24 protein-coding genes are annotated in these 24,455 nt (G+C 72.1%); 16 read left to right on the top strand and 8 right to left on the bottom strand.

Annotated elements, in window-relative coordinates; genetic code table 11:
* Positions 1-151: 151 nt before the first annotated feature.
* The 3 genes from DTB53_RS03335 to DTB53_RS03325 all read right to left on the bottom strand — a co-directional run bounded on the left by DTB53_RS03335 (position 152) and on the right by DTB53_RS03325 (position 3,567).
* Complete coding sequence (locus tag DTB53_RS03335) at positions 152-1,492, bottom strand: XrtP-associated glycosyltransferase (protein ID WP_012377769.1); 1,341 nt, start codon at positions 1,490-1,492, stop codon at positions 152-154.
* Positions 1,493-1,586: 94 nt separating this feature from the next.
* The gene (gene wecB / locus DTB53_RS03330; protein WP_003964260.1) at positions 1,587-2,735 is read right to left on the bottom strand and encodes a non-hydrolyzing UDP-N-acetylglucosamine 2-epimerase; all 1,149 of its coding nucleotides are present in this window, start codon (positions 2,733-2,735) and stop codon (positions 1,587-1,589) included.
* A 115-nt stretch (positions 2,736-2,850) separates the two neighbouring features.
* Complete coding sequence (locus DTB53_RS03325; protein ID WP_032774239.1) at positions 2,851-3,567, bottom strand: response regulator transcription factor; 717 nt, start codon at positions 3,565-3,567, stop codon at positions 2,851-2,853.
* Positions 3,568-4,374: 807 nt separating this feature from the next.
* Here DTB53_RS03325 and DTB53_RS03320 point away from each other — a divergent pair.
* A complete protein-coding gene (locus DTB53_RS03320; RefSeq protein WP_012377770.1) occupies positions 4,375-5,025 on the top strand; it encodes a fasciclin domain-containing protein in 651 nt (216 codons plus the stop codon).
* Positions 5,026-5,339: 314 nt separating this feature from the next.
* Complete coding sequence (locus DTB53_RS03315; protein ID WP_003964263.1) at positions 5,340-5,846, top strand: DUF6624 domain-containing protein; 507 nt, start codon at positions 5,340-5,342, stop codon at positions 5,844-5,846.
* Positions 5,847-6,180: 334 nt separating this feature from the next.
* On the opposite strand, the gene DTB53_RS03310 is transcribed toward DTB53_RS03315, so the two are convergent.
* Entirely contained in the window at positions 6,181-7,290 is a 1,110-nt protein-coding gene (locus DTB53_RS03310; protein WP_012377772.1) for a hypothetical protein, read from the bottom strand.
* Positions 7,291-7,842: 552 nt separating this feature from the next.
* On the opposite strand from DTB53_RS03310, the gene DTB53_RS03305 reads away from it, so the two are divergent.
* From DTB53_RS03305 to DTB53_RS03275, 7 genes are all read left to right on the top strand, one after another.
* On the top strand, positions 7,843-8,049 hold the full coding sequence (locus tag DTB53_RS03305) for a hypothetical protein (RefSeq protein ID WP_012377773.1): 207 nt from the start codon (positions 7,843-7,845) through the stop codon (positions 8,047-8,049).
* A 45-nt stretch (positions 8,050-8,094) separates the two neighbouring features.
* Positions 8,095-8,346, top strand: coding sequence for a hypothetical protein (locus DTB53_RS03300; protein WP_234345499.1), 252 nt, complete (start codon positions 8,095-8,097; stop codon positions 8,344-8,346).
* A gap of 251 nt (positions 8,347-8,597) precedes the next feature.
* Positions 8,598-9,914 (top strand): cytochrome P450, encoded by a 1,317-nt coding sequence (locus tag DTB53_RS03295; protein ID WP_012377775.1) that lies wholly within the window; start codon positions 8,598-8,600, stop codon positions 9,912-9,914.
* 97 nt (positions 9,915-10,011) lie between these two features.
* Complete coding sequence (locus tag DTB53_RS03290) at positions 10,012-10,686, top strand: DUF1707 SHOCT-like domain-containing protein (protein WP_012377776.1); 675 nt, start codon at positions 10,012-10,014, stop codon at positions 10,684-10,686.
* A gap of 131 nt (positions 10,687-10,817) precedes the next feature.
* On the top strand, positions 10,818-11,402 hold the full coding sequence (locus DTB53_RS03285; protein WP_012377777.1) for a TetR/AcrR family transcriptional regulator: 585 nt from the start codon (positions 10,818-10,820) through the stop codon (positions 11,400-11,402).
* A 76-nt stretch (positions 11,403-11,478) separates the two neighbouring features.
* Positions 11,479-12,825 (top strand): MFS transporter, encoded by a 1,347-nt coding sequence (locus tag DTB53_RS03280; RefSeq protein ID WP_012377778.1) that lies wholly within the window; start codon positions 11,479-11,481, stop codon positions 12,823-12,825.
* Between the two features lie 25 nt (positions 12,826-12,850).
* Complete coding sequence (locus DTB53_RS03275; protein WP_012377779.1) at positions 12,851-13,609, top strand: SDR family NAD(P)-dependent oxidoreductase; 759 nt, start codon at positions 12,851-12,853, stop codon at positions 13,607-13,609.
* Positions 13,610-13,904: 295 nt separating this feature from the next.
* Here DTB53_RS03275 and DTB53_RS03270 read toward each other — a convergent pair whose 3' ends face one another.
* Positions 13,905-14,243, bottom strand: a complete 339-nt coding sequence (locus DTB53_RS03270) for a thioredoxin family protein (RefSeq protein ID WP_003964272.1) — start codon at positions 14,241-14,243, stop codon at positions 13,905-13,907.
* A gap of 37 nt (positions 14,244-14,280) precedes the next feature.
* Positions 14,281-15,444 (bottom strand): PucR-like N-terminal domain-containing protein, encoded by a 1,164-nt coding sequence (locus DTB53_RS03265; RefSeq protein WP_003964273.1) that lies wholly within the window; start codon positions 15,442-15,444, stop codon positions 14,281-14,283.
* A gap of 131 nt (positions 15,445-15,575) precedes the next feature.
* On the opposite strand from DTB53_RS03265, the gene DTB53_RS03260 reads away from it, so the two are divergent.
* On the top strand, positions 15,576-16,586 hold the full coding sequence (locus DTB53_RS03260; protein WP_003964274.1) for a ferredoxin reductase: 1,011 nt from the start codon (positions 15,576-15,578) through the stop codon (positions 16,584-16,586).
* A 7-nt stretch (positions 16,587-16,593) separates the two neighbouring features.
* Complete coding sequence (locus DTB53_RS03255; RefSeq protein ID WP_003964275.1) at positions 16,594-17,712, top strand: fatty acid desaturase family protein; 1,119 nt, start codon at positions 16,594-16,596, stop codon at positions 17,710-17,712.
* A 130-nt stretch (positions 17,713-17,842) separates the two neighbouring features.
* On the opposite strand, the gene DTB53_RS03250 is transcribed toward DTB53_RS03255, so the two are convergent.
* The gene (locus DTB53_RS03250; RefSeq protein WP_003964276.1) at positions 17,843-18,556 is read right to left on the bottom strand and encodes a nucleotidyltransferase domain-containing protein; all 714 of its coding nucleotides are present in this window, start codon (positions 18,554-18,556) and stop codon (positions 17,843-17,845) included.
* Between the two features lie 89 nt (positions 18,557-18,645).
* Here DTB53_RS03250 and DTB53_RS03245 point away from each other — a divergent pair, with 89 nt between their 5' ends.
* The 5 genes from DTB53_RS03245 (at position 18,646) to DTB53_RS03225 (ending at position 23,341) form a co-directional block, all read left to right on the top strand.
* Positions 18,646-19,824: a cytochrome P450 family protein gene (locus DTB53_RS03245; RefSeq protein ID WP_012377781.1), complete on the top strand. Its 1,179-nt coding sequence runs from the start codon at positions 18,646-18,648 to the stop codon at positions 19,822-19,824.
* A 117-nt stretch (positions 19,825-19,941) separates the two neighbouring features.
* The gene (gene vph / locus DTB53_RS03240) at positions 19,942-20,805 is read left to right on the top strand and encodes a viomycin phosphotransferase (RefSeq protein WP_012377782.1); all 864 of its coding nucleotides are present in this window, start codon (positions 19,942-19,944) and stop codon (positions 20,803-20,805) included.
* 167 nt (positions 20,806-20,972) lie between these two features.
* Positions 20,973-21,545 (top strand): DapH/DapD/GlmU-related protein, encoded by a 573-nt coding sequence (locus DTB53_RS03235; protein WP_003964279.1) that lies wholly within the window; start codon positions 20,973-20,975, stop codon positions 21,543-21,545.
* Entirely contained in the window at positions 21,542-22,813 is a 1,272-nt protein-coding gene (locus DTB53_RS03230; protein WP_012377783.1) for a DUF6357 family protein, read from the top strand. Before DTB53_RS03235 ends, DTB53_RS03230 begins: the two co-directional genes overlap by 4 nt.
* An 87-nt stretch (positions 22,814-22,900) precedes the next feature.
* Positions 22,901-23,341: a hypothetical protein gene (locus DTB53_RS03225; RefSeq protein ID WP_003964281.1), complete on the top strand. Its 441-nt coding sequence runs from the start codon at positions 22,901-22,903 to the stop codon at positions 23,339-23,341.
* A 90-nt stretch (positions 23,342-23,431) separates the two neighbouring features.
* Here the strand turns inward: DTB53_RS03225 and DTB53_RS03220 are convergent, their stop codons facing one another.
* On the bottom strand, positions 23,432-24,382 hold the full coding sequence (locus tag DTB53_RS03220; RefSeq protein WP_106431752.1) for an arsenic resistance protein: 951 nt from the start codon (positions 24,380-24,382) through the stop codon (positions 23,432-23,434).
* Between the last annotated feature and the right edge of the window lie 73 nt (positions 24,383-24,455).

The following is a 24,455-nucleotide window of genomic DNA, read 5'->3' as shown; positions in this document are numbered from 1 at the left end:
GGGGCCCCCGAGCGCCCCGGGCCGACGTCTTCGGTCTCTTCACGGAGTGACCCCGAGCAGGACGCCCACGCACGCGCCGTCGGCGTACCGCGAGACGGGCGTGACGGGCTGTGTCACGGCTGGTCCTCTTTCGGGGTGTGGGGGCGGAGGGTCAGGCCTCGGTCGCGGTGGGACCGGTGGCGGCCGTCTCGGCGTTGCGGCGGGTCTTGGCCCAGCCGGTCTTCCCGCGCAGGAGGCGTACGGAACCGCGCGCGGAGACGATGAAGAGGTGGTAGGCGTACAGCCACAGGGTGATCCCCCACAGCACTCCCGTGAGGCGCGAGCGGTCGGGGGCGAACTCCTTCCGGTAGACCGGGCCCCACAGGACGAAGGGCACGACGGACAGGATCCCGAGCGCCAGCGCCAGGGGCCAGGCGGCGAACAGCACGGCGCCCGTGACACCGGTGAGGAGGATGAACACCAGGACGGCGGTCAGGGCGAGGACCGTGAGGTGTGCGATCGGCTGGAAGAACGTGTAGAGCGATTCCAGCACTCCGCGGGCGCGGTAGTGGCGTGAGCCGATGATCCGGCCCGCGTACCGTACGCACTGGATGTTGCCCTGGGCCCAGCGGGTGCGCTGGGTCAGGAACCGGCGGGTGCGGGGCAGGGCCTCCTGGGTCACCCAGGCGTCGGGAACGTGGGTGACGCGGTAGCCGGCCAGGCGCATCTGCATACCGAGTTCGTAGTCCTCCAGAAGGGCGTCCTGTTTCCAGGGGCGGCGTTCCGCGGCGGCGATCCTGTCGAGTGCGGTGAGCCGGGTGAACTGTCCGTTGCCGCCCAGGCCCACCGAACCGGTGCGGCGGCGCAGGAGCTGCATCGCGGTGTTGGAGGCGGCGAACTCCGCGTCCTGCATCCGGATCAGCAGCCGCGCGTAGGCGTTGGCGATCCGGCCGCGCTCGGGCAGCGGGCGTGCGTCGTCCACGTTCCGCATCCTCACACCGATCTGCACGCCGCCCGTCTCCGGGTCGGCGAAACCGTCCGGGCCGCTGACGTGCGCCGGGGCGTCGGGAGACAGCCGTCCGTCGGCGTCGACCACGCACACGACGACCCGGGAGCGGTCCGCCTCGCCGAGGTGGGCGTTCATCGCCTCGTACGCGGCGTTGAGCGCCGCGCCCTTCCCGATACGGGCGTCGGGGCGGCGGCGGGAAACGAGCCGCACGTAGGTGTCCTCAGCCGCGAGTGCGGACACGATCGGTCCCGTGCGGTCGTCGCTGGCGTCGTCGATGACCCAGACGTGGGCGGCGGGGAAGTCGGTCCGCAGACGGGTGACCGTGGTCGCGATCACGGTTTCCTCATCCCGGCACGGAACGAAGAAGTGCCAGTCGTGGTGGGCGGGATCGCCCGGCTCCGTGGGACGGCGACGGGCGTAGGCGTGCCGGGAGCCGGCCCAGTAGAGCAGGAAACCGCCGAGGAGGAGGAAGGGGAAGAGATAGAGGAAGAACTCCGGGATCACGCGAACCTCCAAGGGGTGTCGAAGTGGGGGGACGGCTTCTGTTCGGTCCCGGGCGGCGCCGAGCGCGCGGGCGCCGGGACGGATTCTTCGGCGGTCAGGCGGCGACCAGCGGACCGGGAACGGCGGTACGCGGCGTGTCGGACGGGATCACCCGGGTGATCAGCTCCGCTATGCGGCGGGAGGCCGTGCCGTCGCCGTACGGGCTGGGGAGGGATGCCAGGCGGCGCAGTCCCCGCGGTCCCTCGGCGAGGCGGCGGCGCGCCGCCTCGCCGATACCGGGGCCGGGTGCGACCAGTTCGGCGAAGTCGGCGAATGCCTCGGGCCGTTCGGTGGACCGGCGGACCACCACGAGGGGGCGGCCCAGTACGGTCGTCTCCTCCTGCACTCCCCCGGAGTCGGAGACCAGGAGCGCGGCGTGCCGGGCGAGCGCGAGGAACGTGCCGTACGCGGTCGGGTCGATCACCGTCATCCCGTCGAGGAGCGACCGCAGGCCCGCGGCCTCGATCCGGGCCGCGGTGCGCGGGTGCAGCGGGAGGACAACGCGCAGCGTTCGGCTGATCGCGCCCAGCTCGCCCAGCACCGCGCTCAGCGCGGCCGGGTCGTCGGTGTTCTCCGGGCGGTGCACGGTCGCCAGCACGTAGCCGTCCGCTTCCAGACCGAGGCCGCCGAGCAGTCGCGCGCGTTCCCGCCGCGGCGGGAGGTTGTCGCGGACCGCCTCCACGACGGTGTTTCCGGTCACCGCGATCCGCTCGTCGCTGACGCCTTCGGCCAGCAGCAGCGCCCGGTTCTGCGGGGTCGCCGCGCACAGGACGTCGGCCAGCCGGTCGATGACCACCCGGTTGTGCTCCTCGGGCATCGCACGGTCGTGGCTGCGCAGCCCCGCCTCGACGTGGATCAGCGGGATCGACCGGGCGTTGGCCACGAGGGCGCCGGAGAGGGCCGCGTTGGTGTCGCCCTGGACGACGACCGCGAGCGGCGGCTCGGCGGCGAATCGCTCGTCGAGCGCGGCCAGAGCCGCCGCGACCTGCACGGCTCGGGGCTGCCCGCCCACACCGGTCAGATACTCCGGTTCGGGGAGACGCAGCTCGTCGAGGAAGGCGCCGGACAACGCGTCGTCGTAGTGCTGTCCGGTGTGCACGACCCGGGCGGCGGGGCCGAGCAGGCGGATGAGCTCGGCGAGCTTGACCAGCTCGGGACGGGTACCGAGGACGACGGCGACCGTACGATCTGTGGAGGAAGTCATGACCCGAGCTTTGCTGGACACGGTTGCCGCAACCGGTGCGCTGGGGTTGCTCGAAGGTTGCTCAATCCGTTTCCAACTGATTCGGGACCTTGGTCCCGGTATTTCGTCCCGGAGATCAGGGGCCCTTCTCCCTGTCGGAATCGGCCTCTTCCGCGGAAATGAAGCGGTATCCCAGCCCCCGCACCGCCTCGACCGGGTCCCGCCCTCCCGGGCCGGCGGCCCCGCGCAGCTTCCGGCGCAGACGGAGCACTCCGAACTTGACCCGCTCGCCGTCCACGGCGCTCTCGTCGCCCCACACCCGTGTCAGCAGCTGTTTCGTCGTGACGACCCGGCCCCGGTTGCGCACGAGGAGCTGGAGCAGCCGGTACTCGATGTCGCTGAGCCGCACCTCACCGCCGTACCAGACCACGGCCCTCCGCTCGGGAACGAGCCGCAGGTGCTCGCCCACCCTCTCGCCGGCCCACTGCCGGTGCCCGGCACGACGCAGCAGCGCCTCGACGCGCGCCACCAGCTCCTCGCCGTGGAACGGCTTCACCACAAAGTCGTCGGCTCCCCCGCGCAACGCCCTCACCCGGTACCCGACCGCGTCCAGGGCCGAAACCACCAGAACCGGCAGATCGCTCATGTCACGGGCCCTGGCCATCACCCGCCAGCCGTCCAGACCGGGCATCATCAAGTCCAGGACCATCAGGTCGGGCCGCTCGGAGAACAGCAGGCGCAGGCCCTCACGGCCGTCAGCGGCGCTCGCCACCTCGTACCCCGCGCTCACGAGCAGTCCTCGCAGCGCCACGACGGTCGCGGCGTCGTCCTCCACGATCAGCAGCTTGGGCACCGTCCACCACCGGAGTCGAGACGGGCCGACCCGGGCCCCCGGTGCAACGGCCGGCCTCCTCCAGTCAACCAGCATGGGCACCCTCCCGCAGCCGGAGCGATGGGGGGCTCCGGCCGCTTTCCCCGACCGCTTCGTCCCGCAACGCTTTCCGGGGAGCCGCTCCTCCGGGACACTGCCCGAGGCCGCGACCCGGCGTGTTCGAGGGAGACGACGCGCCGGCCCTCCGGCAGACGCCACGGCGACCACGCCGTGGGACAGCCGCATCGCACCGACAGCAGCGTCGAGGGACCGGTCCGTCTGTTGTGGGGCGCCCAGGAGAGTGGCGCCCCACAACAGCCCCTCCCCACGAGCCTTCCACCGCGGGGAGGGAGGCGAGGCGCCCCGCAGCCGCCGGGGAACCTCGCCGTGCGCGGTGCCTCCTCCTGACAGCCGCTCACATCGGGTATTCGCCGCCGCCGGGACGCCGGATTGGTCGGGACCGGCACACCACCCGGTCGGCCCCATCCCCGGGCGGAGCACCAGGCGCCGGGGCATGACCGGATGAACTTTCTTCCCCGCCGACCAATCCGGTCGCGCGGCGGCTCCGGATAGCAGACATGACGATCAGAGCGGCACGCCCGATCCGCCCCACAGCGAACGTGGCCCTCGACCTGCTCCACGGACGAGCGCTCTGATCCCGAGTCACCCCCTGCCACGGGGCGACACCTGACCCGACATCAGCACTGCGGAGCATCGCCACCAGTCGCCGGACCACACCCCTCGGCGAACACGCAGAGTCATCAACCAGACACGCCAGGAGATAATGTCGTGACCGCCTTCCGTTACCGCCGCGCCGCCCTCGCCCTCACCGCGGCGACCGTCCTCCCCCTCGCCCTGAGCGCCTGTGGGGGCGGCGGTTCGTCCGACACCGCCGACAAGGCCGCGAGCTCCGCCCCCGCGGAGGAGAAGTCGAGCGCACCGGCCGAGGGCGCCGTTCCTGCGGACGGCCCGTTCGGGCCGGCCTGTGCCTCCGTCCCGAAGGACGGTGCGGGCTCCTTCGACGGCATGGCCCAGGACCCGGTCGCCACCGCGGCCTCCAACAACCCGGACCTGTCCACCCTGGTCACCGCGGTGAAGAAGGCCGGCCTCGTCGACACCCTCAACAACGCCCAGAACATCACGGTGTTCGCGCCGACCAACGACGCCTTCGCCAAGATCCCCAAGGCCGACCTCGACAAGGTCCTGGCCGACAAGGAGATGCTCACCAGCATCCTCACCTACCACGTCGTCGGCGAGAAGCTCTCCCCCACGCAGCTGGAGAGCGGCACCTACGACACCCTCCAGAAGTCCCCCCTCACCACCCAGGGCTCCGGCGAGAACTACACCGTCAACGACACCTCGAAGGTCGTCTGCGGCAACGTCCCCACCGCCAACGCCACCGTCCACATCGTCGACACCGTCCTCATGCCCAAGGCCTGACCAGCAGCGGTCTACGCCGAGCCCCGAGTCGCCCCCCAGCGGCTCGGGGCTCCTTCCGACGCCGACAAGGGCTGACGACGGCAGTGTGACGACAGGACCTGGGCCGCTTCGGTCCGGGTGGTGCGGCGCTCGCATGACTCTCACACCAGGGGGCGTGGCCGTGGCCGTGGCCGGCTCCGGTTTCGGGGGTAGATCCATTATCCCGGTGCGACGGGGTGCCTGTCACCGTTCTCCAGAATGATCTTAATACCCCATTTGCGCCCCTAGGCTTGGCGGGACGGTCACCAAGTACCGACCTGACAAGGGAGTTGAGAGTGGCGAACGACGTTGCCGCACTGACGGCGGAACTCACGGACATGGCTGCGGCCGATCACCGGTCGGCGGTCCACGCGAACAGCGACGACCCCGCCGAGCAACTGGCCTGGCGGCGGCTGACCGCCCGGCACGGTGACCGGCTCAACGAGATCATGGAGGAGTACGGCTGGCCGACGGCGGACCTGGTCGGCGAGGAGGCCGCACGCGCGGCATGGCTCGTCGCCCAGCACGCCGACCGGCAGCTCGACGTCCAGCGGCGCGCCCTTCAGCTGATGCGGCAGGCCGTGTCGGAAGGCTCGGCCGGCCCGCGCGAGCTCGCCTTCCTGCACGACCGCACCCTGGTCAACGAGGGAGGCAAGCAGATCTACGGAACTCAGATCGCCGGAGTGAAGGACGGGGCGCCGGTCCCGTGGCCCTGCGAAGATCCCGAGCGCGTGGACGAACTCCGTGCGGACGTCGGCATCGAGCCCTTCGACGCGTACGTGGCCCAGTTCTCCGTGGCGTGACGCCCCTCGCGGACGGCGGTTCGTCAGCGGCAACGGCACCGGGGGCGATGTGGACTTCCCAGCCGACGGTTGCAACGTCCTCGGCCTCCGGAGGCGCGCCCGTCCGGGCCGTAGCCCCCCGGTCCGCGTAGGGATGCCGGGGGGCCAGGGAGTGTCCCCCGGCTCCCCGAACGGGTGGGACCGCGTCGAGCGGCGGCAGGAGCTGGGGGACGTCGTGCCGGTCGGCACCGGTGATCGTGACGGCCGGCGGGGTTCCGTGCCGGTCGGCGATCGGTTGTCGAGGTGCGCGGTTGGTCTCAGGTCAGCGTGCTGCGGTGCAGCGGTTCGCCTCGGGTCAGCGTGCCGAGGTGTAGGCGGCGAAGAACGGGGTCTTCACCGGGGCGCCACCCGGGCCGAAACAGGCCACGTAGAGCCGGACCGTGCCGCCGGCCCTGTCCCACGGCGTGTGCAGGCCGCAGTATTCGGGGCTTTTCCCGTAGGCGGTGACCTGAGCGGTGTCCGACGGAACGGCGATCGACGGCAGGCTCACGACGAAGGGCGCTCCCGAGCCGCCGAGGGTGTTGGTGGCTCCGCTGGAGTTGTAGTTGGTCAGGGCGGGCAGCGATCCGTTGTACCAGAGGTAGCCGAAGGACCTCGGCGGAAAGGCCGGTCCGTGCACCGCTCGCTGGTAGGAGTAGCTCAGGGTCCACTCGGTGTCGTACGGAACGTCGGAGGCGTTGTAGCAGGCGACCACGACCGTCTGCCCGGCCGTGCCCGGCGCCCAGTCGGACACCTTGCACCGCGCGCCCTGTTTCGGGTCCACTGCCGTGGCCTGGAGGTTCCCCGCGTGGGTGGCCTGTCCGAGGCCGGGGAGCCACGCCTTCCAGAGACCGGTGGAGCCCTTGCTCACCGCGTTGGCGGCACCTGTCGAGTTGTACTGCGCGAGAATCGCACCGCTGCTGTCCGCGTTCACGTAGCCGTAGGAACCGGTGGGCGTGGTCGGGAGACCGCTGCTGCTGGTGTACAGGACAGTGAAGGTGGAGTTGGCCGGCGCGCCGCTGGGGAGGTAGCAGGTGACGTAGACGTCCTGGCCTGAGCCCACGGGCTTCCAGTCGGCGATCTGGCACCAGCGGGCCGAGCTGCTCACGGCGGTGGCGTGGGCGATGCCACCCGGTCCGCCGATCAGGGGGAAGTGCACGACATAGGAGCCGAGGCCGATCTGGTCGACCTTGACGGGGTTGGTGGACGGGGAGGCCCAACTGCCGTACTGCCGTGACGGGTCGGGGACGTAACCGGGCGGCGGGGTCGCGTTGTCCAGATACGAGAAGCCCCAGCGGTCCGGTACGGCGGCGTGGGCGGGGCCGGCCACGGGTACGGCCGCGGCCAGCAGGGCGGCCAACAGACCGAGTACGAGCAGGACGGCTTGGCCGGGTCTTCTCGACGGGGCTGAGGTGCGGACGTGCATGGGCGTGCCTCCTGTGCGGTGAGGGGGGTACTGCCTGCGCGATCCGGTGCTGTGGTCCCGAACGTCCGAGATGCGTCGTGGGGCGGGGAGCGCCCTGGTACGGCCCTCGGCGGCTCTGCGAGGACGGGCGGTGAGGGCTCTCCGACGGCGCCCCGGGGGCTCGAACACCGGTGCTCACTGTTCCAGAAGTACGGTGCTCCGCTGAGCGTTCGGCCAGCCGTTCCGGTGCTGTCCGCACCTGCCCCAATGACACCGCGGGCCAGTCTGTTCCCCAGGCACGCTGGGTGGATCAGCCGCTTCGGCCGCTGCCCTGTCACCGGGCGTATCACCCCGCCCCTCTCATCCCTGCTCCAGCCGCCGCGCGTCATCACCGCGCCTGGCCGAAAGGCGCCGGTTCCCTCCGCGGGGAGTGCGGCGCTCCGGAGTGGCGGCGGCCTCTCCCCTCCTCGTGGGCACGGTGCGCGGGGCGGTCGCCGGGCCGAGTAAGGCCCGGATCGGCACCGCCCCGATCCACCCATAATTGGTCTGTACCTGTCGGGGCAGACGATCGGCATGAGCGACAACACCATCTCGATCACAGTCGAACTCCACGGCGGACCACTGGACGGGCAATCCACCTCCGTGACCCTCACGGAGGAGGACCCCTGGGTCGCGCTTCCCAACGACGGCTGCACCTTTCCGGGCGGAAGAAGCATCTACGCGCCCGACACCAACGGCCGTTGGGTGTGGCAGGACGACCAGCCGGCCGATATCCCGTGACCCCGCCCGCATGCCGTTGGCACGGCAGCAACCGGAGGAGCAGTGGTGGACCGCATCCGCGTCACAGGCGCGTGGCCGACCGACCTCGCGGCGGCCTTGCCGTGCAGGGAGGAGGAGGCGCTCCTCGGAGCCCTTCGGCAACCCGACTACCCCGCGCTCGCGTCGTGTCCGATCTGCGACGAACCCCCGGAAAGCGTCGTGTCGTGCGTCGAGGACCCGACCGCCGACGGGTGCTCGGTGGTCCTCGTGGACTTCAAGCCCTGTCGGCACGGCATCCGGGTCCCCACGGACGCGTAGCGGACCTCCCGAGCGCGTGGACCATCGCGCGTCCCCCGCCCCGGGGCCCGGAGCAGCCGGGTGCTCGGCGGGATCGCCGTCACAGGGCTCCGTCCCGTGATGGGTGACGCTGCCCCGGTTCCGGCGACGCGCGGGGGAGCCCGCCCACCCGTGACCACCCCGGCGGTTGATCGTTGCCCACACGTACTGGCGGCCGTCACCGGCGGTCGGAGCCGCGAAGGCCGACGAACGTGAACAGGACAGCGAAGCTGATGAGTGTGGACAGGACAGCCTGCCCCGGACAACCGTCCGTGCCGCCCGGCGAGGGAATGCTCACCCACTCGCGCGCGCTGCGGTTCTGGCTGGACCCGGCCAACCTCGCGGCCCGCCGCGAACAGGCGGGCCCGGTCGTCCCGACCCGAACAGGCCCGGCGACCGCCTTCCAGGTCAACGACCCGGCACTCCTGCGTAAGATCGGCACCGACGAGGACACCTTCCGGTTCTGGGGCCCGGACCCGAGCCTGCGCGACTTCACCGAGGACGGGGTGGTCGGCCTCGAAGGCGCCGCCCACCGAAAGCGGCGCGCCGTCATGAGGCCCGCGTTCAGCGCGTCCCGGCTCACCACGCTCGGGCCCGCCGCCCAGGCCCGGACCCGGCGGCTGCTCGCCGGCCTGCCCGCGGACCGGCCCCTCGACATGCGGATGGAGATGAGCCGGCTCGCCTGCGGCCTCCTTGTCAGCTGCGTCCTCAACAGCGAACTCGCTCCCGACACCCTGTCCAGGATCGCGTCCGCCCGCTCCACCCTGTCCAGCGGCATGTTCTGGCGGTACGCCCTCGCGCCCTGGCCCTGGGTGCCCGTGCCCCGGCGCCGCGCCTGCCGCCGCGCGCTCGCCGAACTGGACGAGGCCGTCCGCCAGTTGCTGGCCCGCCACCAGCCCCACCCCGACGGCCGGGACCTGGTGTCCGTGCTCGAAGCCGCCACGCCCGAAAACCCCCGCGTGGTGCAGCGCGATGTTCGCGCGCTGCTGATCGCCGGCATGGAGACCAGCGCCTCCACCCTCGCCTGGGCCTGCTACGAACTGGGCCGCCATCCGCACTACCAGCAGGCGCTCCGGGACGAGGCCGACGCCGCGCCCGACCCGAGCCGCCTCCATGCAGACCAACTCCCGCTCGCGACGGCCTTCGTGCAGGAGGTCACCCGGCTCCACGGCATCCCGTTCCTGGTCCGCCGCACCCGCCACCAGACCGTCCAGGGCGGTGTCCGGATCCCGGCCGGAGCCGTGGTCACCCTGCCCCTGGGGGCACTGCGCCGCGACAGGGACCGCTACCGCGACCCGGACGCGTTCGACCCGAAGCGCTGGCTCCCCCACGCCGAGCCGCCACCGGCCCCCACCGCGCTGCTCGCCTACGGCCTGGGCCCCCGGTACTGCCCCGGCGCAGCCGCGGCCGACGCCATGCTGCCGGTCGCCCTGGCGACCCTGGCCGGCTCGCGTACGCTCCGCCCGGCGCGGCCGAACCGCAAGATCGGGATGAGCCTGGAACTCACGCCGACGCCCAAGGGCCTGACCATGTACGCCACACCTCGCTGACGACCGGGCCCGGTCGAGGCGGAGTCGCCCGCTCCCGGGCTTGGTGGGCGTCCACGTCGCGCTATAGCGTTGGCCCCGTCGGTCGGGACCGACGGCCATGACGAGGGACGGGGACGCAAGCATGCCGGGAGAGAGTCTGCCCTCCGGGAACCATGCCGGTCCGGGTTCCCCGCCCGAACTGCGGGCCTCTCACGCGGACCGGGACCGTGTCGTGGAAGTGCTGCGTGTCGCGGCGGGCGACGGTCGGTTGACCGCGGACGAGTTGGACGAGCGCCTGGACGGCGCCCTGTCGGCGCGAACCCTCGGCGAGCTGACGGCACTCACCGACGATCTGCCGTCGACGGCGGATTCGCTCGGTGCCGCGGTCGCGGAGGTCAAGGACGTGCTCCGCATCGAGCAGAAGCACAGCCCCGTCACGCGTTCGGGACGCTGGGTGGTGCCGCGGCGGTTGGTGCTCGACGTGAAGTGGTGCGCGGTGACGCTCGACTTCACCCGGGCGGTGATCACGCAGGACACCTTGCGGATCGACGTGGACATGCGCGGCAAGACCCTGACGCTGATCACCGGACCGGGCATGGTGGTGGACGCCGATGCCCTGAGGCTGGACTACAGCAGGGTCAGGATCCGTACCGCTCCGGACCACGGTGAGCCGATCTCGCTGCGTATCGAGCTGGTCGGCGAGAAGAAGCACGGTCGCGTCGTCGTGCGGCCGGCGCGGCGAACGCTGGGGCAGTGGCTTCGCGGGCCCGCTTCCCCCGGTGGCCGCGGCTGACTCCCCGGTCGCCACGGCTCGGATGGAGCGCGGTGGCACCGCGCTTCGCGTCGTGATCCGCACACAGGAACGGCCGATGCGACAACCTCGATAATTGACCGAACGGTCCAGATAGGGCTAGGGTCTTCACTGTGGCCAGGACCAAGGAATTCGATCCGGACGCCGCGCTGCAGTCTGCTCTCGAGCTGTTCTGGCGGCGGGGCTACGAAGCGACGTCGATGACCGATCTCGTCGAACACATCGGCATCGGCCGCGCCAGTATCTACGCGACGTTCGGCAGCAAGCACGAGCTGTACCTCAAGGCCCTCGACCGGTACACCGAGACGCACGACCCGCTCCTCGTGTCCGAGCTGTCCCAGCCCGGTCCCGCCCTGCCCGCGGTGCGGACGCTGGTGCGCCGCTTCGCCGCGGAAGCCGCGTCCCCGGAAGGGCGGCTGAACGGCTGCTTCGTCACCAACACCGCCGCCGAGCTGGCCCCGCACGATGCCGCGGCGGGCCGCCGGGTCGAGTTCAGCTGGGAGCACATCGAGACCCTGCTGCACTCCGCGCTCGTGCGGGCCCAGGCCCAGGGAGAGCTTCCCGAGGGGCGCGATCCGCGAGCGCTGGCGCGCATGCTGCTCGTCCTGCTGCAGGGCGTGCGCATCGTGGGCAAGGCGTCGAACGATCCCGCCCGGGTGCGGGACGCCGCCGAACAGGCACTGACCCTGCTGGACTGAGTCACACCCGACAGAGCCGACGGGTCGCTTTCGCGCGCCCGAATAATGGACCGATCAGTCAAATATCGGGGGGATCATGACGGTCACGGGCACCGCCCGCGTCACCGCCACGCGGCACGGGCGCGCCTTCGCCCTCCTCGGCTGCGTCCAGGCCACGCTGATCTACACGCTCACCGCGATCGCCGTACCGCTGCCCCGCCTCGCCCGGGAACTCGGCCTCCACCGCTCGGACGTGATCCTGCTCAGCACCGCCTACGGCCTGACCTTCGCCGGGCTGTTGCTGTTCGGCGGTCGTCTCGCCGACCGCTACGGCGGGCGGCGCATCCTCGTCGCGGGCCTTGCCCTCTTCGCCCTCGCCTCGGTCGCCGTCCCGCTCGCCCCCGGAATCGAAGCCCTGCTCGCGGCGCGCTTCGCCCAGGGCGCGGGCGCGGCCCTGGTCGCACCGGCCGCCATGGCCGTGCTGCGCGCCGTTCACCCCTCCCCCGCCGCGTACGGCAGGGCGATGGCCACCTGGGGCGGGCTCTCCGTGCTCGGCGCGACCGCGGGCAATCTGCTCTCCGGCGTCATCTCGGAACTGCTCTCCTGGCGCTGGGCGTTCGGCGTGCCCGTCGTGGTGGCGATCGTGGCGCTCGTCCTCACGCCCCGGCTGCTGCCGGACACCGCACCCGACCGGGGCAGGGGTCTCGACCTGCCCGGTGCGCTGCTCGCCACCGCCGGGATCGTCCTCGTCAGTTACGGTCTCGTCGCCACCGACGCCCGCCCCGCGTCCTCGGCCGGCGTGCTGGTGCCGTTGCTCGGCGGGGCCGGGCTGCTGGCCGCGTTCCGGTACGCCGAGCGCCATTCCCGCGATCCCCTGCTGCCCCCCGGTTTCCTGTCCGGCCGGCGGCGGTCCCTGGCCCTCGCCGCCGTCGCGCTGAGCGCCTGCGGGACCGCGATGACCTTCGTGGTCCTCTCGCTCCACCTCCAACAGGAGCGCGACTGGTCACCGTTGCAGACCTCGGCCGCCTTCGTACCGTTCGCCGTGGCGCTGCTCGCCTCGGGCCGGGCGGCGGGTCCGCTCATCGGCCGGTACGGCGCCCGAACGGTCATGACCGCCGGGCTGGGTACGGGCGCGGCCGGGCTCGTCCTCCTCGCGGTCACGGGGTTGTCCGCGCACACCTCGTACGCGTACGGGCTGCTGCCGGGCCTCGTGCTGCTGCCGGCGGGCACCGCGGCGTCCTTCGCCGGAGCCGCCGTGCTCGCCACCGACGGCGTACCGCGGCAGGAGACCGGGCTCGCGGGAGGCGTGCTGAACACCGCGATGGAGTTCGGCCCGACCGTCCTCTTCGCCGTCCTGCTCACACTCGACAGCGACCCCTGGTCCCTGGCCGCGACAGGGGCCGCCCTGGCCGTCGCGGCCCTCCTGAACCACCGCACCACGTAGCCCGTCACTCAAGGGAGTCACCGAAATGAACCGCTTCACCGGCAGGACCGTCCTCGTCACCGGCGCGGGATCCGGCCTCGGCCGCGCCATCGCGCTCGCCTTCGCCGCCGAGGGCGCGTCCGTGGTCGCCGCGGGACGTACCGCGGCGTCCCTGGACGAGACGGTCGGCCTCATCGGGGCGGCCGGTGGGACAGCCGCCGCCGTCACCGCCGATGTCACCGACTCCGGACAGCTCCGGGACCTCGTCCGGGAGAGCGTCGCCCGCTTCGGCGGCCTGGACGTGGCGGTCAACAACGCCGGGATATTCCGGGGCACCGTGCCCGCCGGCGAGGTGAGCGAGGAGGACTGGGACGCGGTACTGCGGACCAATGTCACCGGCGTCTGGCTGGCCATGAAGCACGAGATCGCCCACATGAAGGAGAACGGCGGCGGCACCATCGTCAACATCTCCTCCAACCTGGGCGCACACCTGAGGATTCCGAACGCCGCCGCGTACATCACCTCCAAGGCGGCGGTGTCCGCGCTGACGCGTGCCGCCGCGCTCGACCACATCCACCAGGGCGTCCGCATCAACGCTGTCAGCCCCGGCGCCTCCGCCGCTCCCATGTCGCTGCGTCCCGGAGAGACCGAGGCCGACCGTGCCGAGCGGATGAAGTCGGAGAACCCGCTCGGACGCGTCGCGGAGGCCGATGAGGTGGCGGCGGCGGTGCTCTACCTCGCCTCGCCCGCCGCCGGTGCGGTCGTCGGCACCGACCTGGTCATCGACAGCGGGTCGTCGGCCTGACGGTTCGCGGGCCGGGGCGCCTCCTCCCCGGGGAGCGGTGCGGCCGAGGCGGTCGCCCCCGCCGGGTGCCCCCCGCCGTGAGCCGGACCGGCGGGGGCAGGACCTTGCCCCCGCCTCTGTCGCACAGTGCCCCGGGACGCCTGAAGCGCCCCGGGGCGACGTCGGCACGGGGTTCTCGGCCGACGCGGCCCCCGTGGTCACGGCGTGATGTGACGTGGCGTGCAGGGCCGTGACCGGATGCGGCGACAGGTGGCGCGATGTGACGGGTTTCGCGGCCACCTGCCGCACCGGCCGATCAGAGGTGGCCGGCCAGGAGCTCCCGTACCTCGGCGACGGTCATGGGCCCCGTGCCGTGCGCCACCGCCTCGCCCTCCTTGAGCAGGACGCACGTCGGGGCTCCGGTGACCCCGTATCTCCGGGTCGCGGACGGGCAACGCGTGATGTCGGCGCGGACGACCGTCAGGCGCCCCGCGCAGTCGTCGGCGATGCCGCCCACGACGAGGTCCATCGCCCGGCAGGGCTCGATCGCCTTGGGCCAGCTACCGGTGAAGTACGCGAGGACCGGAACTCGGCTCATCCCGAGGATGAAATCGAACTCCGCGTCCTCACGGGGCCGGTGAACCCGTTGTGCCATGGAAGCTCCTGCCCTCACGATCCGTCGTTCCGTCCCATCATCCCTCGCGCGGTGCGCCGGCCGGCGCGGCCCGAAGACCGACGGCCAGCGTCAGTTCGAGGACCCGGTGTGGCGACGGGAGGTCCGGGAACAGTTCCCGCAGCTGCGACATCCGGTACCGGACCGTCTGGGGATGGACGAACAGTTCCGCCGCCACTTCGTCCCGTCTGCCCTGGTGCAGCAGCCACGCCCGCAGCGTCTCCTCCAGCCGCCGCGCGGTCGCGGCGGGCAGGGCCCGCAAGGGTGCGAGGGCGCGGGCGCGCAGGTCGGCGAAGGCGTCCATGTCGGCGCTCAGCACCAGCTCGGGCAGGTGGTCCTCGGTGTCGCGGATATCGGGGGAAAGGGAGCGGGCACGTGCGGCGCGGGCGTACGAGGCGGACGCACGCGCCCACGGCCGGGCCGGGCCGACCACGGCTGTGCGGTCGGTCAGCTGCCGCAGGAGATGTGATCGGTCGGCATCGGGGACGAGCAGGACACCCGTGGCATCCGGCAGATCGTCGAGCACCAGGGTGTTCGGGTCGAGCGTGCGGTAGGCGGGCCGGGCCTGGGGGGCGGGCAGCAGGACCGCGGTCAGCGAAACCGGAGGCTGCCACCCGGCCCGTTGGCCGGAGGCCAGCAGCACGTCCGGGCTCGCGCCCGCGAGGAGGTCGCGGGCCAGGTGTTCCAGGTGGCGCTCGTGGGCCCTGCCCCGGGCGGCCAGTTCGTCGGCGTGCCCCGCGGCGCTCGCGGCGGAGAGCTCGTCGATGTAGGCGAAGGTCAGCTCGGCGAACTTGGCGACCTCGGCGGCGGGCAGGCCCGCGGGTACCGCACCCGCCGCCAGGCACCGCCAGGCCACGCGGGCGCCGACGCGGTAGGCACTGAGGAGGGCGTCCATCGAACGTCCGTCGCGCACCTCGCCACGACCCAGCTCGTAGGCGGCGTCACCGCCGTCGCCGCCCGTGGCGATACCGCTCGCCAGGTCCAGGTAGTGCCCCAGGGCGGTGCGGACGGCCCGGCGAATGGTGGCGCCCATGCGGCCCGAGAGGGCGTTGGCGTAGGACGGGACCTCGTCGATGATCGCCTGGACGATCTCGTCGGCCGTGGTCCTCAGAGCGCTCCGAAGGGCGGTGACCGTCGTCTCGTCGAGGGCCAGTTCGCTGGCCCTCCGGATTGCATGGCTCACTTTTTGTTCCCTGCGAACAATTCAGCTGATCGGTTTCACGTCCTGCGGTCAGGACTTTACGCCATGGGGCGCAGCAAGCTGGGGCCATGACGAGTACAGCCCTCCGCAGTAGGGCGTGGAAACTACTGGAGATGGTCACGACGCCGCTGCTGCCGTCGGACTACCTCGACCTGGTCAGCCCGCTGCGTGCGGGGGCCGACCTGTGTGGTCGCATCGAGGCCGTGCGTCCCGAGACGGGTGACGCCGCGACCGTCGTGATCAGGCCGGGGCGGGGCTGGCGCGGTCACACGGCCGGTCAGTACGTGCGGATCGGGGTCGACGTCGACGGGGTGCGCCTGTGGCGTGCCTACTCCCTCACCTCGCCGGCTCACCGCCAAGACGGCCGCATCACGATCACCGTGAAGGCGATCCCGGACGGCCGGGTCAGCAACCATCTGGTCCGCAGGGCGAAGCCGGGCACGCTGGTCCGGCTCGACCAGCCGACCGGGGACTTCGTGCTGTCGCGGACCGCGCCCGCCAAGGTGTTCTTCCTGACGGCCGGCAGCGGCATCACGCCCGTGATGGGCATGCTGCGCGACAGGGAGCTCGACGACGTCGTCATGGTCCACTGCGCGCCGCGGCCGCAGGACGTGATCTTCCGCGAGGAGCTGCACGCTCTGGTCGCGGCCGGGAGGCTTCGGCTCACCGAGGTGCACACCGCGACGGACGGCGTGCTCGACATCGCCCGTCTCGACGAGCTCGTACCCGACTGGGCCGAGCGCGAGACCTGGGCCTGCGGGCCGACGGGCCTGCTCGACGCCGCCGAGGACCACTGGAGCGAGCACGGCGTCCAGGAGCGTCTGCACACCGAACGCTTCCGCCCCGGCGTCGTTGTCGCGGGCGAGGGCGGCGAGGTCACGTTCAGCGCCTCCGGCAGAACCGTCGCGGCGGACGGCGCCACGCCGTTGCTGGACGTCGGCGAGGAGGCCGGTGTGCTCATGCCTTCCGGGTGCCGCATGGGCATCTGCTTCGGCTGCGTCACGCCGCTCAAGGCGGGCGCCGTCCGCGACCTGCGCACCGGCGGGATCACCGAGGCCGAGCCGGGCGTCCTCATCCAGACCTGCGTGTCCGCCGCCGCGGGCCCGTGCGACATCGAACGGTAGGAGCACCTTGACCGCCATCGACCCCACCGCCCACCTGACCGCGGAGCAGATCGAGGAACTGGGCCGCGAGCTGGACGCGATCCGCGACGAGGTGATCGCCGACCGCGGCGAGAAGGACGCCGCCTACATCCGCAAGGTCATCGCGGCGCAGCGCAAGCTGGAGCTGGTCAGCAGGGGCGTGCTGCTGTTCTCGATGTTCCCGCCCGCGTGGCTGCTCGGCACCGCCGGACTGTCCGTGGCGAAGATCATGGACAACATGGAGATCGGCCACAACGTCCTGCACGGCCAGTGGGACTGGATGCGCGACCCGAAGATCCACTCCACCACCTGGGAGTGGGACCACGTCTCGCCGTCCGATCAGTGGAAGCACTCGCACAACGAACTGCACCACACGTACACCAACGTGATCGGCAAGGACAACGACCTCGGCTACGGCATCATGCGCGTCGACGAGGACCAGAAGTGGCATCCCTTCCACCTCGGCCAGCCGCTGTGGAACTTCCTCAACGCCTGCTTCTTCGAGTACGGCATCGCGGCGTACGATCTGGAGCTCGGCAAGAACCTCCACAAGCGCCGCCGCCGGAATCCGGAGTTCCGCACGCGGGCCAGGGCCGTGGGACGCAAGATCCGCAAGCAGGTGCTCAAGGACTACGTGATCCACCCGCTGCTGTCGGGCCCGTCCTTCCTCACCACACTCGGCGCCACGTTCACCGCCAACCTGGTCCGCAACCTCTGGACCCACTCGGTGATCATGTGCGGGCACTTCCCCGAGGGCGTACAGGTCTTCGAGCGCCGGTCCATCGAGGGCGAGACGCGCGGCCAGTGGTACCTGCGCCAGATGATGGGCTCGGCGAACATCAGCGGCAGCAAGGCCATGCACTTCATGACCGGCAACCTGTCGCACCAGATCGAGCACCACCTGTTCCCGGACCTTCCGAGCAACCGGTACGCCGAGGTCGCGGTGAAGGTGCGCGCGCTGTTCGAGAAGTACGAGCTGGAGTACGTCACCGGCCCCCTGCCCAAGCAGGTCTTCTCCGCGTGGCACAAGGTCTTCCGGCTCGCGCTGCCGAACAGGAAGCCCCTGGTCGGCACGGCGGACCGCGAGCAGGAGCTCGTCGCCGCCTGATCCCCGGCAGGGGTTCGGGCCGTTCGGCCGGACCCGGCGGCGCCGGGTCCGCTCCGAGGCGTCGGGCGCCCGGAGGGCCGAGGCCGTGCGATGGGGCCGAGCGGCGCGTGCCGCCCGGTCGTCCGGCCGGTCAGGCCGTCTCACGCGGTCCGCTGCGGCGGTATCCCTCCCAGACCGGGCCGCCGGCCGCGTCGAGGACCTCCGTGACCAGCGAGGTGAGGGCCGCCTGCTCGCCGCGCAGCGCGGCTCGCGCCGCCTCGTCCAGGCGCGCGGCCAGGTCCGGTGCGACGGGTTCGAGGCGCCGGGCCAGCCACTTTCCGCCGCCGAGCCAGGTCCCGTGGGTCAGCAGCGCCAGCTCGGCGCTCCGCCGGACGAGATCGGCCACGACGAACAGCCGCTCCCCCGCATCCGTACAGGCGCCGAAGTCGTCGAGCAGGTCCGTCAGCGCGTACCGGGCGTCTTCGAGCGCCGTCGCGGTGACCGGGGGCGGGCCCGCGGCGGCGAGGCGTTCGGCCGTATCCGAGATCCGTGCTCCGGTTCCGTCGGCGTCGAGCAGCAGCGCGCCGTCGGCGCACATCCACAGCAGGGGCGAGTTCCGCCGGACGATCTCCGGGGTCACGAAGTCGTGCCAGGACTCCTCGGTGTGCACGAACAGCTCCACCGGCCAGTCCCCGTACCGCAGGCTCGCGCGGTACGGGGCGGGCGGGCCGTCGAGCAGCACGACGACGTCCAGGTCGGACCGGGCGGTGCGCCGGCGCGTCAGGACGCTGCCGCCGAGGAACGCCGCGCGGGCATCGGGGTGGCGCTCCAGAACGAGAGCTCGGGCGAGTTCGATGACGTCCATGCCCACACTCTGCACCAGTCCGGGGGCCGGCCGGCCGCCTCAGAGGCAGGGGGGCACTCGTGCTGGGAGCTTCTACTCTGGGGACTCCTATGAACGATGCCTCCGAGGACAGCCGCTCCGCCCCCGACCTCTCCAGCGGGTGCACGGCCCCGCGGCCCCGATGCCCGGTGCGGGCTGTGACATCCGGATCCGACGGACGTGAGAGCTACCTGGTCACCGGATACGCGGAGGCCCGGGACGCCCTGAGCGACGTGCGGCTCTCCAAGGACACCGCCGCCTTCTTCGCCGGCAAGGGGTCGCGGCGGCGTCTGCATGCCGCCGTCGCGCACACCATGCTGGCCAGCGACCCGCCCCGGCACACCCGGCTCCGCAAGCTGGTCACCGGCGCTTTCACGAGCGGCTCCATCGCCGCTCTGCGCCCCTCCATCGCCCGGCTGACCGACGAGCTGCTCGACCGCTGGCCGGCCGGCGGGGCGGTCGACGTCGTGGCCGCACTCGCCGTCCCCCTTCCGGTCATGGTGATCTGCGAACTGCTCGGCGTGCCGGAGACCGACCGGCCGCGGGTTCAGCGCTGGTCCGCCGACCTGTTCGCGGCCGGGGACCCGGGCCGCACCGACGCCGCCTCGCACGCCGTCGCCGCGTACATGACCGGCCTCATCGTGTCGAAGCGCCTCCACCCGGGCGACTCGCTCCTCGATCGCCTCATCGCCGCACGCGAGCGCGGGGACCGGCTGGGCGAGGAGGAACTGGTCTCCCTGGCGGTGCTCCTGCTCGTCGCCGGCCACGAGACGACCACGAACTTCCTGGGCAACGCGGTCCTGGCGCTCCTGCGGCACCCGGCCGAGCTGAACCGCCTGCGCGGCGACCCGGGAACCATCCCGCGGGCCCTGGACGAGCTGCTCCGCTTCGACCCGCCGGTCAGCACCTCCACCTTCCGGTTCGCCACGGAAGCCATGTCCCTCGGCGGAACCGAGATCCCCGCGGGTGTCCCGGTACTCGTCGACATCAATGCGGCCAACCGCGATCCGGAGCGCTTCACCGCACCGGACCGGCTCGACCTGGACCGGGACGCGACCGGTCACCTCGGCTTCGGCCACGGCATCCACCGCTGCCTCGGCGCGCCGCTGGCGAAAGCCGAGGCGCACATCGCCCTGCGCGCGATCCTGACCCGCTTCCCCGACATCCGGCTCGCCGTGGCGGCGGACCGGTTGGACCGGCGGCGGACCCGGCTCATCAGCGGCTTGGACTCCCTTCCGGTCCTGCTCTGAATCCGCCGTACCGGTGAGTTCGCACCCCCCGCCGTGGACGCGGCCGGCGGCGAGCCGCGTACGGCTGCCACGACCGAGCGCTCCCTCGTCGCCGTCCCCCGCCGCGGCTGGTTCACCATGGACGTCATGGAGACGTACCGCGACCTCGTGATCCGCCTGCTGCCCGACGACCAGCAGGACGGACTCCTCACCTTCCAGGGACAGTTCCACCGCGTCGTCGTCGGGTCGGAGCGGGTGGTGTGCTTCGCCCGCACCGAAGCCGCCGCTGGGCGGCTGCCCGCGCGGGCAGCCGCCCTGCGCTCCCTCGTCGGGCTCGGCCTCGGCTTCCGCACCCCGCGCCCGCTCGCCCTGGGCGGCGGCCCGGGCACGGACGAACCGGCCTACCTGGTACTGAGCCGGATCCCCGGGGCGCCCCTGGACGCTGCCGCGCTCGAAGACCCCGAAGTCGCCGACGCGGTGGCCGAGCAGTACGCCGGACTCCTCTCGGGGCTCGTCGCCGCGGGCGGGGGCGAGAAGGCGCGCGCTGCGCTTCCGGTGGCTCCGCACCGCCGGTGGCAGGAGTTCGCGGCGGACGTGCGTGCCGAACTGTTCCCTCTGATGTCCGACAGCGGCCGGAAGCGTGCCGCGCGCGAACTCGCGGCGCTCGACGGCCTTCCGCCGCTCACGTCCGCCGTGGTCCACGGCGACCTCGGCGGGGAGAACGTCCTGTGGGAGCTCTCGGACGACGGGCCGCGCCTCAGTGGCGTCATCGACTGGGACGGGGTCGCCCTGGGCGACCACGCCGAGGACCTGGCAGCCGTCCAAGCCGCCTACGGAGAGGAACTGTTGGGCCGGGTGCTGACGCTCGGCGGTTGGGACGACGCTTCGACGTCCGGACGGATCAGCGCGATCCGCAACACCTTCGCCCTTCAACAGGCGCTCTCCGCACGGCGCGACGGCGACGAGGAGGAACTGGCGGACGGCCTCACGGGCTACCGGTAGGGCTCCGGCACCGTGCCGTGCGGCGCGGGCGCCGGCCGACGTTCGGTCTGCGCCGCCTCCCTCCTGCTCCCACAACCGATGGTTGTGGATCATGGGAGCGGAGTTGTTTGATCGTGAGGGGCGCGCGGTGGTGGGATCAGCGCATGTCCACACGCACGGAGCAGATCATGTATGTCCGGACGGCCGAGTTCACGCGTCACGCGGAGCGGATCGCGGAGGTGACCGATGCGACGTCGCGGCTGAACGTGCTTCCGTTCAGCGACAGCGCGGGTCGCGCGGAACTACTTTCGGTTGTGTTCGGTGGCCCGCTGCCGGAGTCGGTGGTGATCTACCCGCCGTTCTTCACCGAGTTCGGGCTGAACACGACGTTCGGGGAGAACGTCTTCGTCAACCAGGGATGCACCTTCATGGACAGGGGAGGGATCCGTATCGGGAACGGCGTCATGATCGCCCCGCGGGTCAGCCTCGTCACCGGGGGCCATCCACTGCCCCTGGCCGAGCGCCGCGAGTACCTCTCCTTCGCCCCGATCGTCGTCGAGGACGACGTCTGGATCGGGACAGCCGCCGTCATCACGCAGGGGGTGGCCATCGGCGCCGGGGCGGTGGTCGCCGCGGGTGCGGTGGTCACGCGCGATGTCCCCGCCGGCGCCGTGGTCGCGGGAGTGCCGGCCCGGGTGATCGAACAGATCGACCGGGCCCCGGCCGAGCGACCGGCCCGGTGGGGGAGAATGCGTCCATGAGAGACGTCGTTTTCACGCGCCGGAGCGGCTGGATACCGAACGTGGTCCGCGTGGACGGTGAGTTGAAACTGATGCTCGGTGCGGGGGCGGACGCCAACCACGAGCCCCGCACGTTCATGTTCCCGATCGAGGAGACCCATCGCGCGGTGATCCAGGAGGACCTGGCCAGACACCTGCTGTTGTGGTCCGCGGTCCTGCCGCTGTGCGACGCCGCCGGAACCCGGGGCCGGCTCGACGAGGAGGCGGCCGTCGCGCTCCTGGACCCGGTCCTCCTCTCCGCGCCCGGGGACGTCGACGCGATCTTCCGGCGCATCCCCTGGGCCCGCGGTCGGCTCGTCGCCCACGGGGCCGACATCGATCTGCTCGAACGCGGCCAGGTCTGGGCGGCGATGCGCGGGGCGACCGAGACGTCCGACGGGAAACGGGCTCAGAAGTACCACGCGGACCGCCGTCGCGCCGAGCGCGGAACGGTGCTCGGCCCGCTCGACTCCGCGATTCTGATGTACACGGGCCAGTACCTGCACGGCTCGACCGTCCCGAAGCGGAAGTCGGATGCCGTCGACCCCGCGCTGCTGCCCGAGGTCCTGCGGGTGGTCGCCACGGCGGAAGAGGCGTGCGCCGGGATGTGGATCAGCCGCGATCCACGGCGGGGCAAGCGCGCCACGGACAAGCGCGACTGGACCCGGATGGAGGCGGCGGTCGACGCGGCCGTCCGTCGTGCGCACCCTGAGCTCGTCGATGACGCGGTCCGCACCGTGACCTTCCTGATGTGCTCGGAGGCCGCCGACCGCTCCAGGAACACGCCCATGACCCCCATGGAGGATGACGGGAGAGCGGCCGGCGGCCCCGCCGCCTCCGGCGATCGTGCGGGAAAGGCGGTCCTGTCGTTCACCGACGACAAGGGCCTGGAGAAGAAGTGGCGCCGGGACCAGGGCCGTTCCGCCGACGCCGAGTTCTGGGAGTTCGTCGGCGACCGCTCCGCCGCCGACAACGAAGTGTTCACCATCGAGGACGAGGAGATGGGCGAGGGGATCCAGCTCCACTTCTACGCGGACTCAGCAGCCCGCATCACGACGGTCCGCGAGGGGGCGGGCGGGACGGATCCGGAGTACCGGGTCGAATACTGCCTGGTGGACGGCGTCCGCGGATACCGGAGCCTGGTGACCGCGTTCGTCCGCGGCGGCTGCGCCGCGCTCGAACGGCACGGCCCGTGGATGGCGGATGTCGCCGACTTCGAGAGGGCGCGCCGTCGGCGCGGCGCCGCGTAGTCCCGCCGGGAGACCGCGGACGCACCGACGAGGGTCGGCCGTGCCCCTGGTGCGCGGGGTGGCGGCCCGAGGGGCTACGTTGCTCGGATGAGCCTTCTCCATGATGTGGCCGAGCGCGATGGCTGGCTGTGCTGGGTGTGCGACGAACCCGTCGACCCCGACAGGTCGGTCAACGATGAGCAGGGTCCCAGCGTCGACAGCAGGACCGCCGACCGGAAGGCCAAGGTCGCCGAGCGACTCGCGCACCGCGGGTGCAACTCCCGCAAGGGCGCGGTCAAGGTGTCCATCGCCTGGCCGGACCGTCTGTACGTGGTCGAACCCGCGCCGCTGATCGCCGTGGCCTCCCGTCTGGAGCGCAAGGGGGGCCGCGAGACGGTGGGCCGCTGTCCGACCAGGCAGGACGCCCAGGAAGCTGCGGATTGGCTGGTGGACCGGTTCTCCCGACTGGTACCCGGGCTGCCGGTGACCGCCGGTGTCGAGTCGGGCGGCGGCCAGTTCCTCGTCGTCCTCACCGCCGGCCGCCGCTGACCGGGGATCACCGCGTCGGGCCGGGAGCCGGACGGTGTGGCCGGCCGACCGGCCGCGGCCCCCGGCCGGGGCCTCGCGCGCCGGTACGGGTCAGCTCCGGAGCGGCAGCAGCCGGGGCACGGCTCTGACGTAGACGACCATGCCGATCACCTCGACCAGGGTCTGGGCGACCACGACCACGGCGGCGACGGCCAGCGCGTCCGGCAGCGCCAGGGCGAGGGGCAGGACGACCAGGGAGTTGCGGGTCGCGCCCGTGAACACGATCGCCCTCCCGGCGGGGGCGTCCAGGCGGAAGAGGCGGGCGACGGCGAACCCGGCGAACGCCATCACGACGAGGAAGACCACGTAGAAGGGCACGACGCGGCCCACGTCCTCCAGGCTGCCGGCGTCGCCGAGCTTCGGCACCTGGGAGGCGACCACGGTCAGCAGGACGGCGGCCATCAACGGCACCATCGCCGTGCCCATCGCGTCGGCGACCCTCTGCCCGGCCCGGCGGCGCGCGGCCCACGCCTGGGTGAGCCACGCCAGCGCGAGCGGGATGACGATCAGCACGAGGAACGCCTCGACGAACGGCCCGGCGTCCACCACTTCGGCCAGGTCCGGGCCCATGAACAGGAACAGGTAGACCGGCAGCAGTGCCATCTGGGCGAGGAGCAGCAACGGGGTGGCGGCGAGCAGGCGTTCGCTGCTGCCTCCGGCGAGCCCGCTGAAGACGATCACGTAGTCGATGCAGGGGGCCAGGAGGACCAGCAGCACGCCGAGGCGCACCGCGCGGTCGTCCGGGAGGAAGGCGAACATCGCGGCGACCACCAACGGCACCACGACGAAGTTGACCACCAGCGTCGCGGCGAGGAAGCGGCCCGACCGCACCGAACGTGCCAGCTCGGCGGCGGGCACCTGCAGGAAGGTCACGTAGAGCAGCGCGGCCAGCACCGGGTTGATCGCGTGCTCCAGGCCGGGCCCGAGACCGGGCGCGGCCCAGCCCGCCAGGCCGCCGGCGGCCAGGGCTCCCACGTAGACGGCGACCTGGTGGCGTTCCATGGCGGCGACCGGGCCGGACGGTGACGGCAACGTAGGCACTCCTTGCAGAGGGAGGAAAAAGGGTAGTTGTCGG

The sequence above is a fragment of the Streptomyces griseus genome, assembly GCF_900460065.1.
GTDB lineage: Bacteria > Actinomycetota > Actinomycetes > Streptomycetales > Streptomycetaceae > Streptomyces > Streptomyces griseus.
This window is presented reverse-complemented; position numbering and strand designations above follow the sequence as displayed.

Bases quoted from the DNA above. Each gene is read 5' to 3' on its own strand.
- wecB (WP_003964260.1), bottom strand. From the start codon at position 2,735: ATGACTTCCTCCACAGATCGTACGGTCGCCGTCGTCCTCGGTACCCGT.
- DTB53_RS03310 (WP_012377772.1), bottom strand. From the start codon at position 7,290: ATGCACGTCCGCACCTCAGCCCCGTCGAGAAGACCCGGCCAAGCCGTC.
- DTB53_RS03305 (WP_012377773.1), top strand. From the start codon at position 7,843: ATGAGCGACAACACCATCTCGATCACAGTCGAACTCCACGGCGGACCA.
- DTB53_RS03295 (WP_012377775.1), top strand. From the start codon at position 8,598: ATGAGTGTGGACAGGACAGCCTGCCCCGGACAACCGTCCGTGCCGCCC.
- DTB53_RS03290 (WP_012377776.1), top strand. From the start codon at position 10,012: ATGACGAGGGACGGGGACGCAAGCATGCCGGGAGAGAGTCTGCCCTCC.
- DTB53_RS03280 (WP_012377778.1), top strand. From the start codon at position 11,479: ATGACGGTCACGGGCACCGCCCGCGTCACCGCCACGCGGCACGGGCGC.
- DTB53_RS03275 (WP_012377779.1), top strand. From the start codon at position 12,851: ATGAACCGCTTCACCGGCAGGACCGTCCTCGTCACCGGCGCGGGATCC.
- DTB53_RS03270 (WP_003964272.1), bottom strand. From the start codon at position 14,243: ATGGCACAACGGGTTCACCGGCCCCGTGAGGACGCGGAGTTCGATTTC.
- DTB53_RS03260 (WP_003964274.1), top strand. From the start codon at position 15,576: ATGGTCACGACGCCGCTGCTGCCGTCGGACTACCTCGACCTGGTCAGC.
- DTB53_RS03250 (WP_003964276.1), bottom strand. From the start codon at position 18,556: ATGGACGTCATCGAACTCGCCCGAGCTCTCGTTCTGGAGCGCCACCCC.
- DTB53_RS03245 (WP_012377781.1), top strand. From the start codon at position 18,646: ATGAACGATGCCTCCGAGGACAGCCGCTCCGCCCCCGACCTCTCCAGC.
- vph (WP_012377782.1), top strand. From the start codon at position 19,942: ATGGACGTCATGGAGACGTACCGCGACCTCGTGATCCGCCTGCTGCCC.
- DTB53_RS03235 (WP_003964279.1), top strand. From the start codon at position 20,973: ATGTATGTCCGGACGGCCGAGTTCACGCGTCACGCGGAGCGGATCGCG.
- DTB53_RS03230 (WP_012377783.1), top strand. From the start codon at position 21,542: ATGAGAGACGTCGTTTTCACGCGCCGGAGCGGCTGGATACCGAACGTG.
- DTB53_RS03225 (WP_003964281.1), top strand. From the start codon at position 22,901: ATGAGCCTTCTCCATGATGTGGCCGAGCGCGATGGCTGGCTGTGCTGG.
- DTB53_RS03220 (WP_106431752.1), bottom strand. From the start codon at position 24,382: ATGGAACGCCACCAGGTCGCCGTCTACGTGGGAGCCCTGGCCGCCGGC.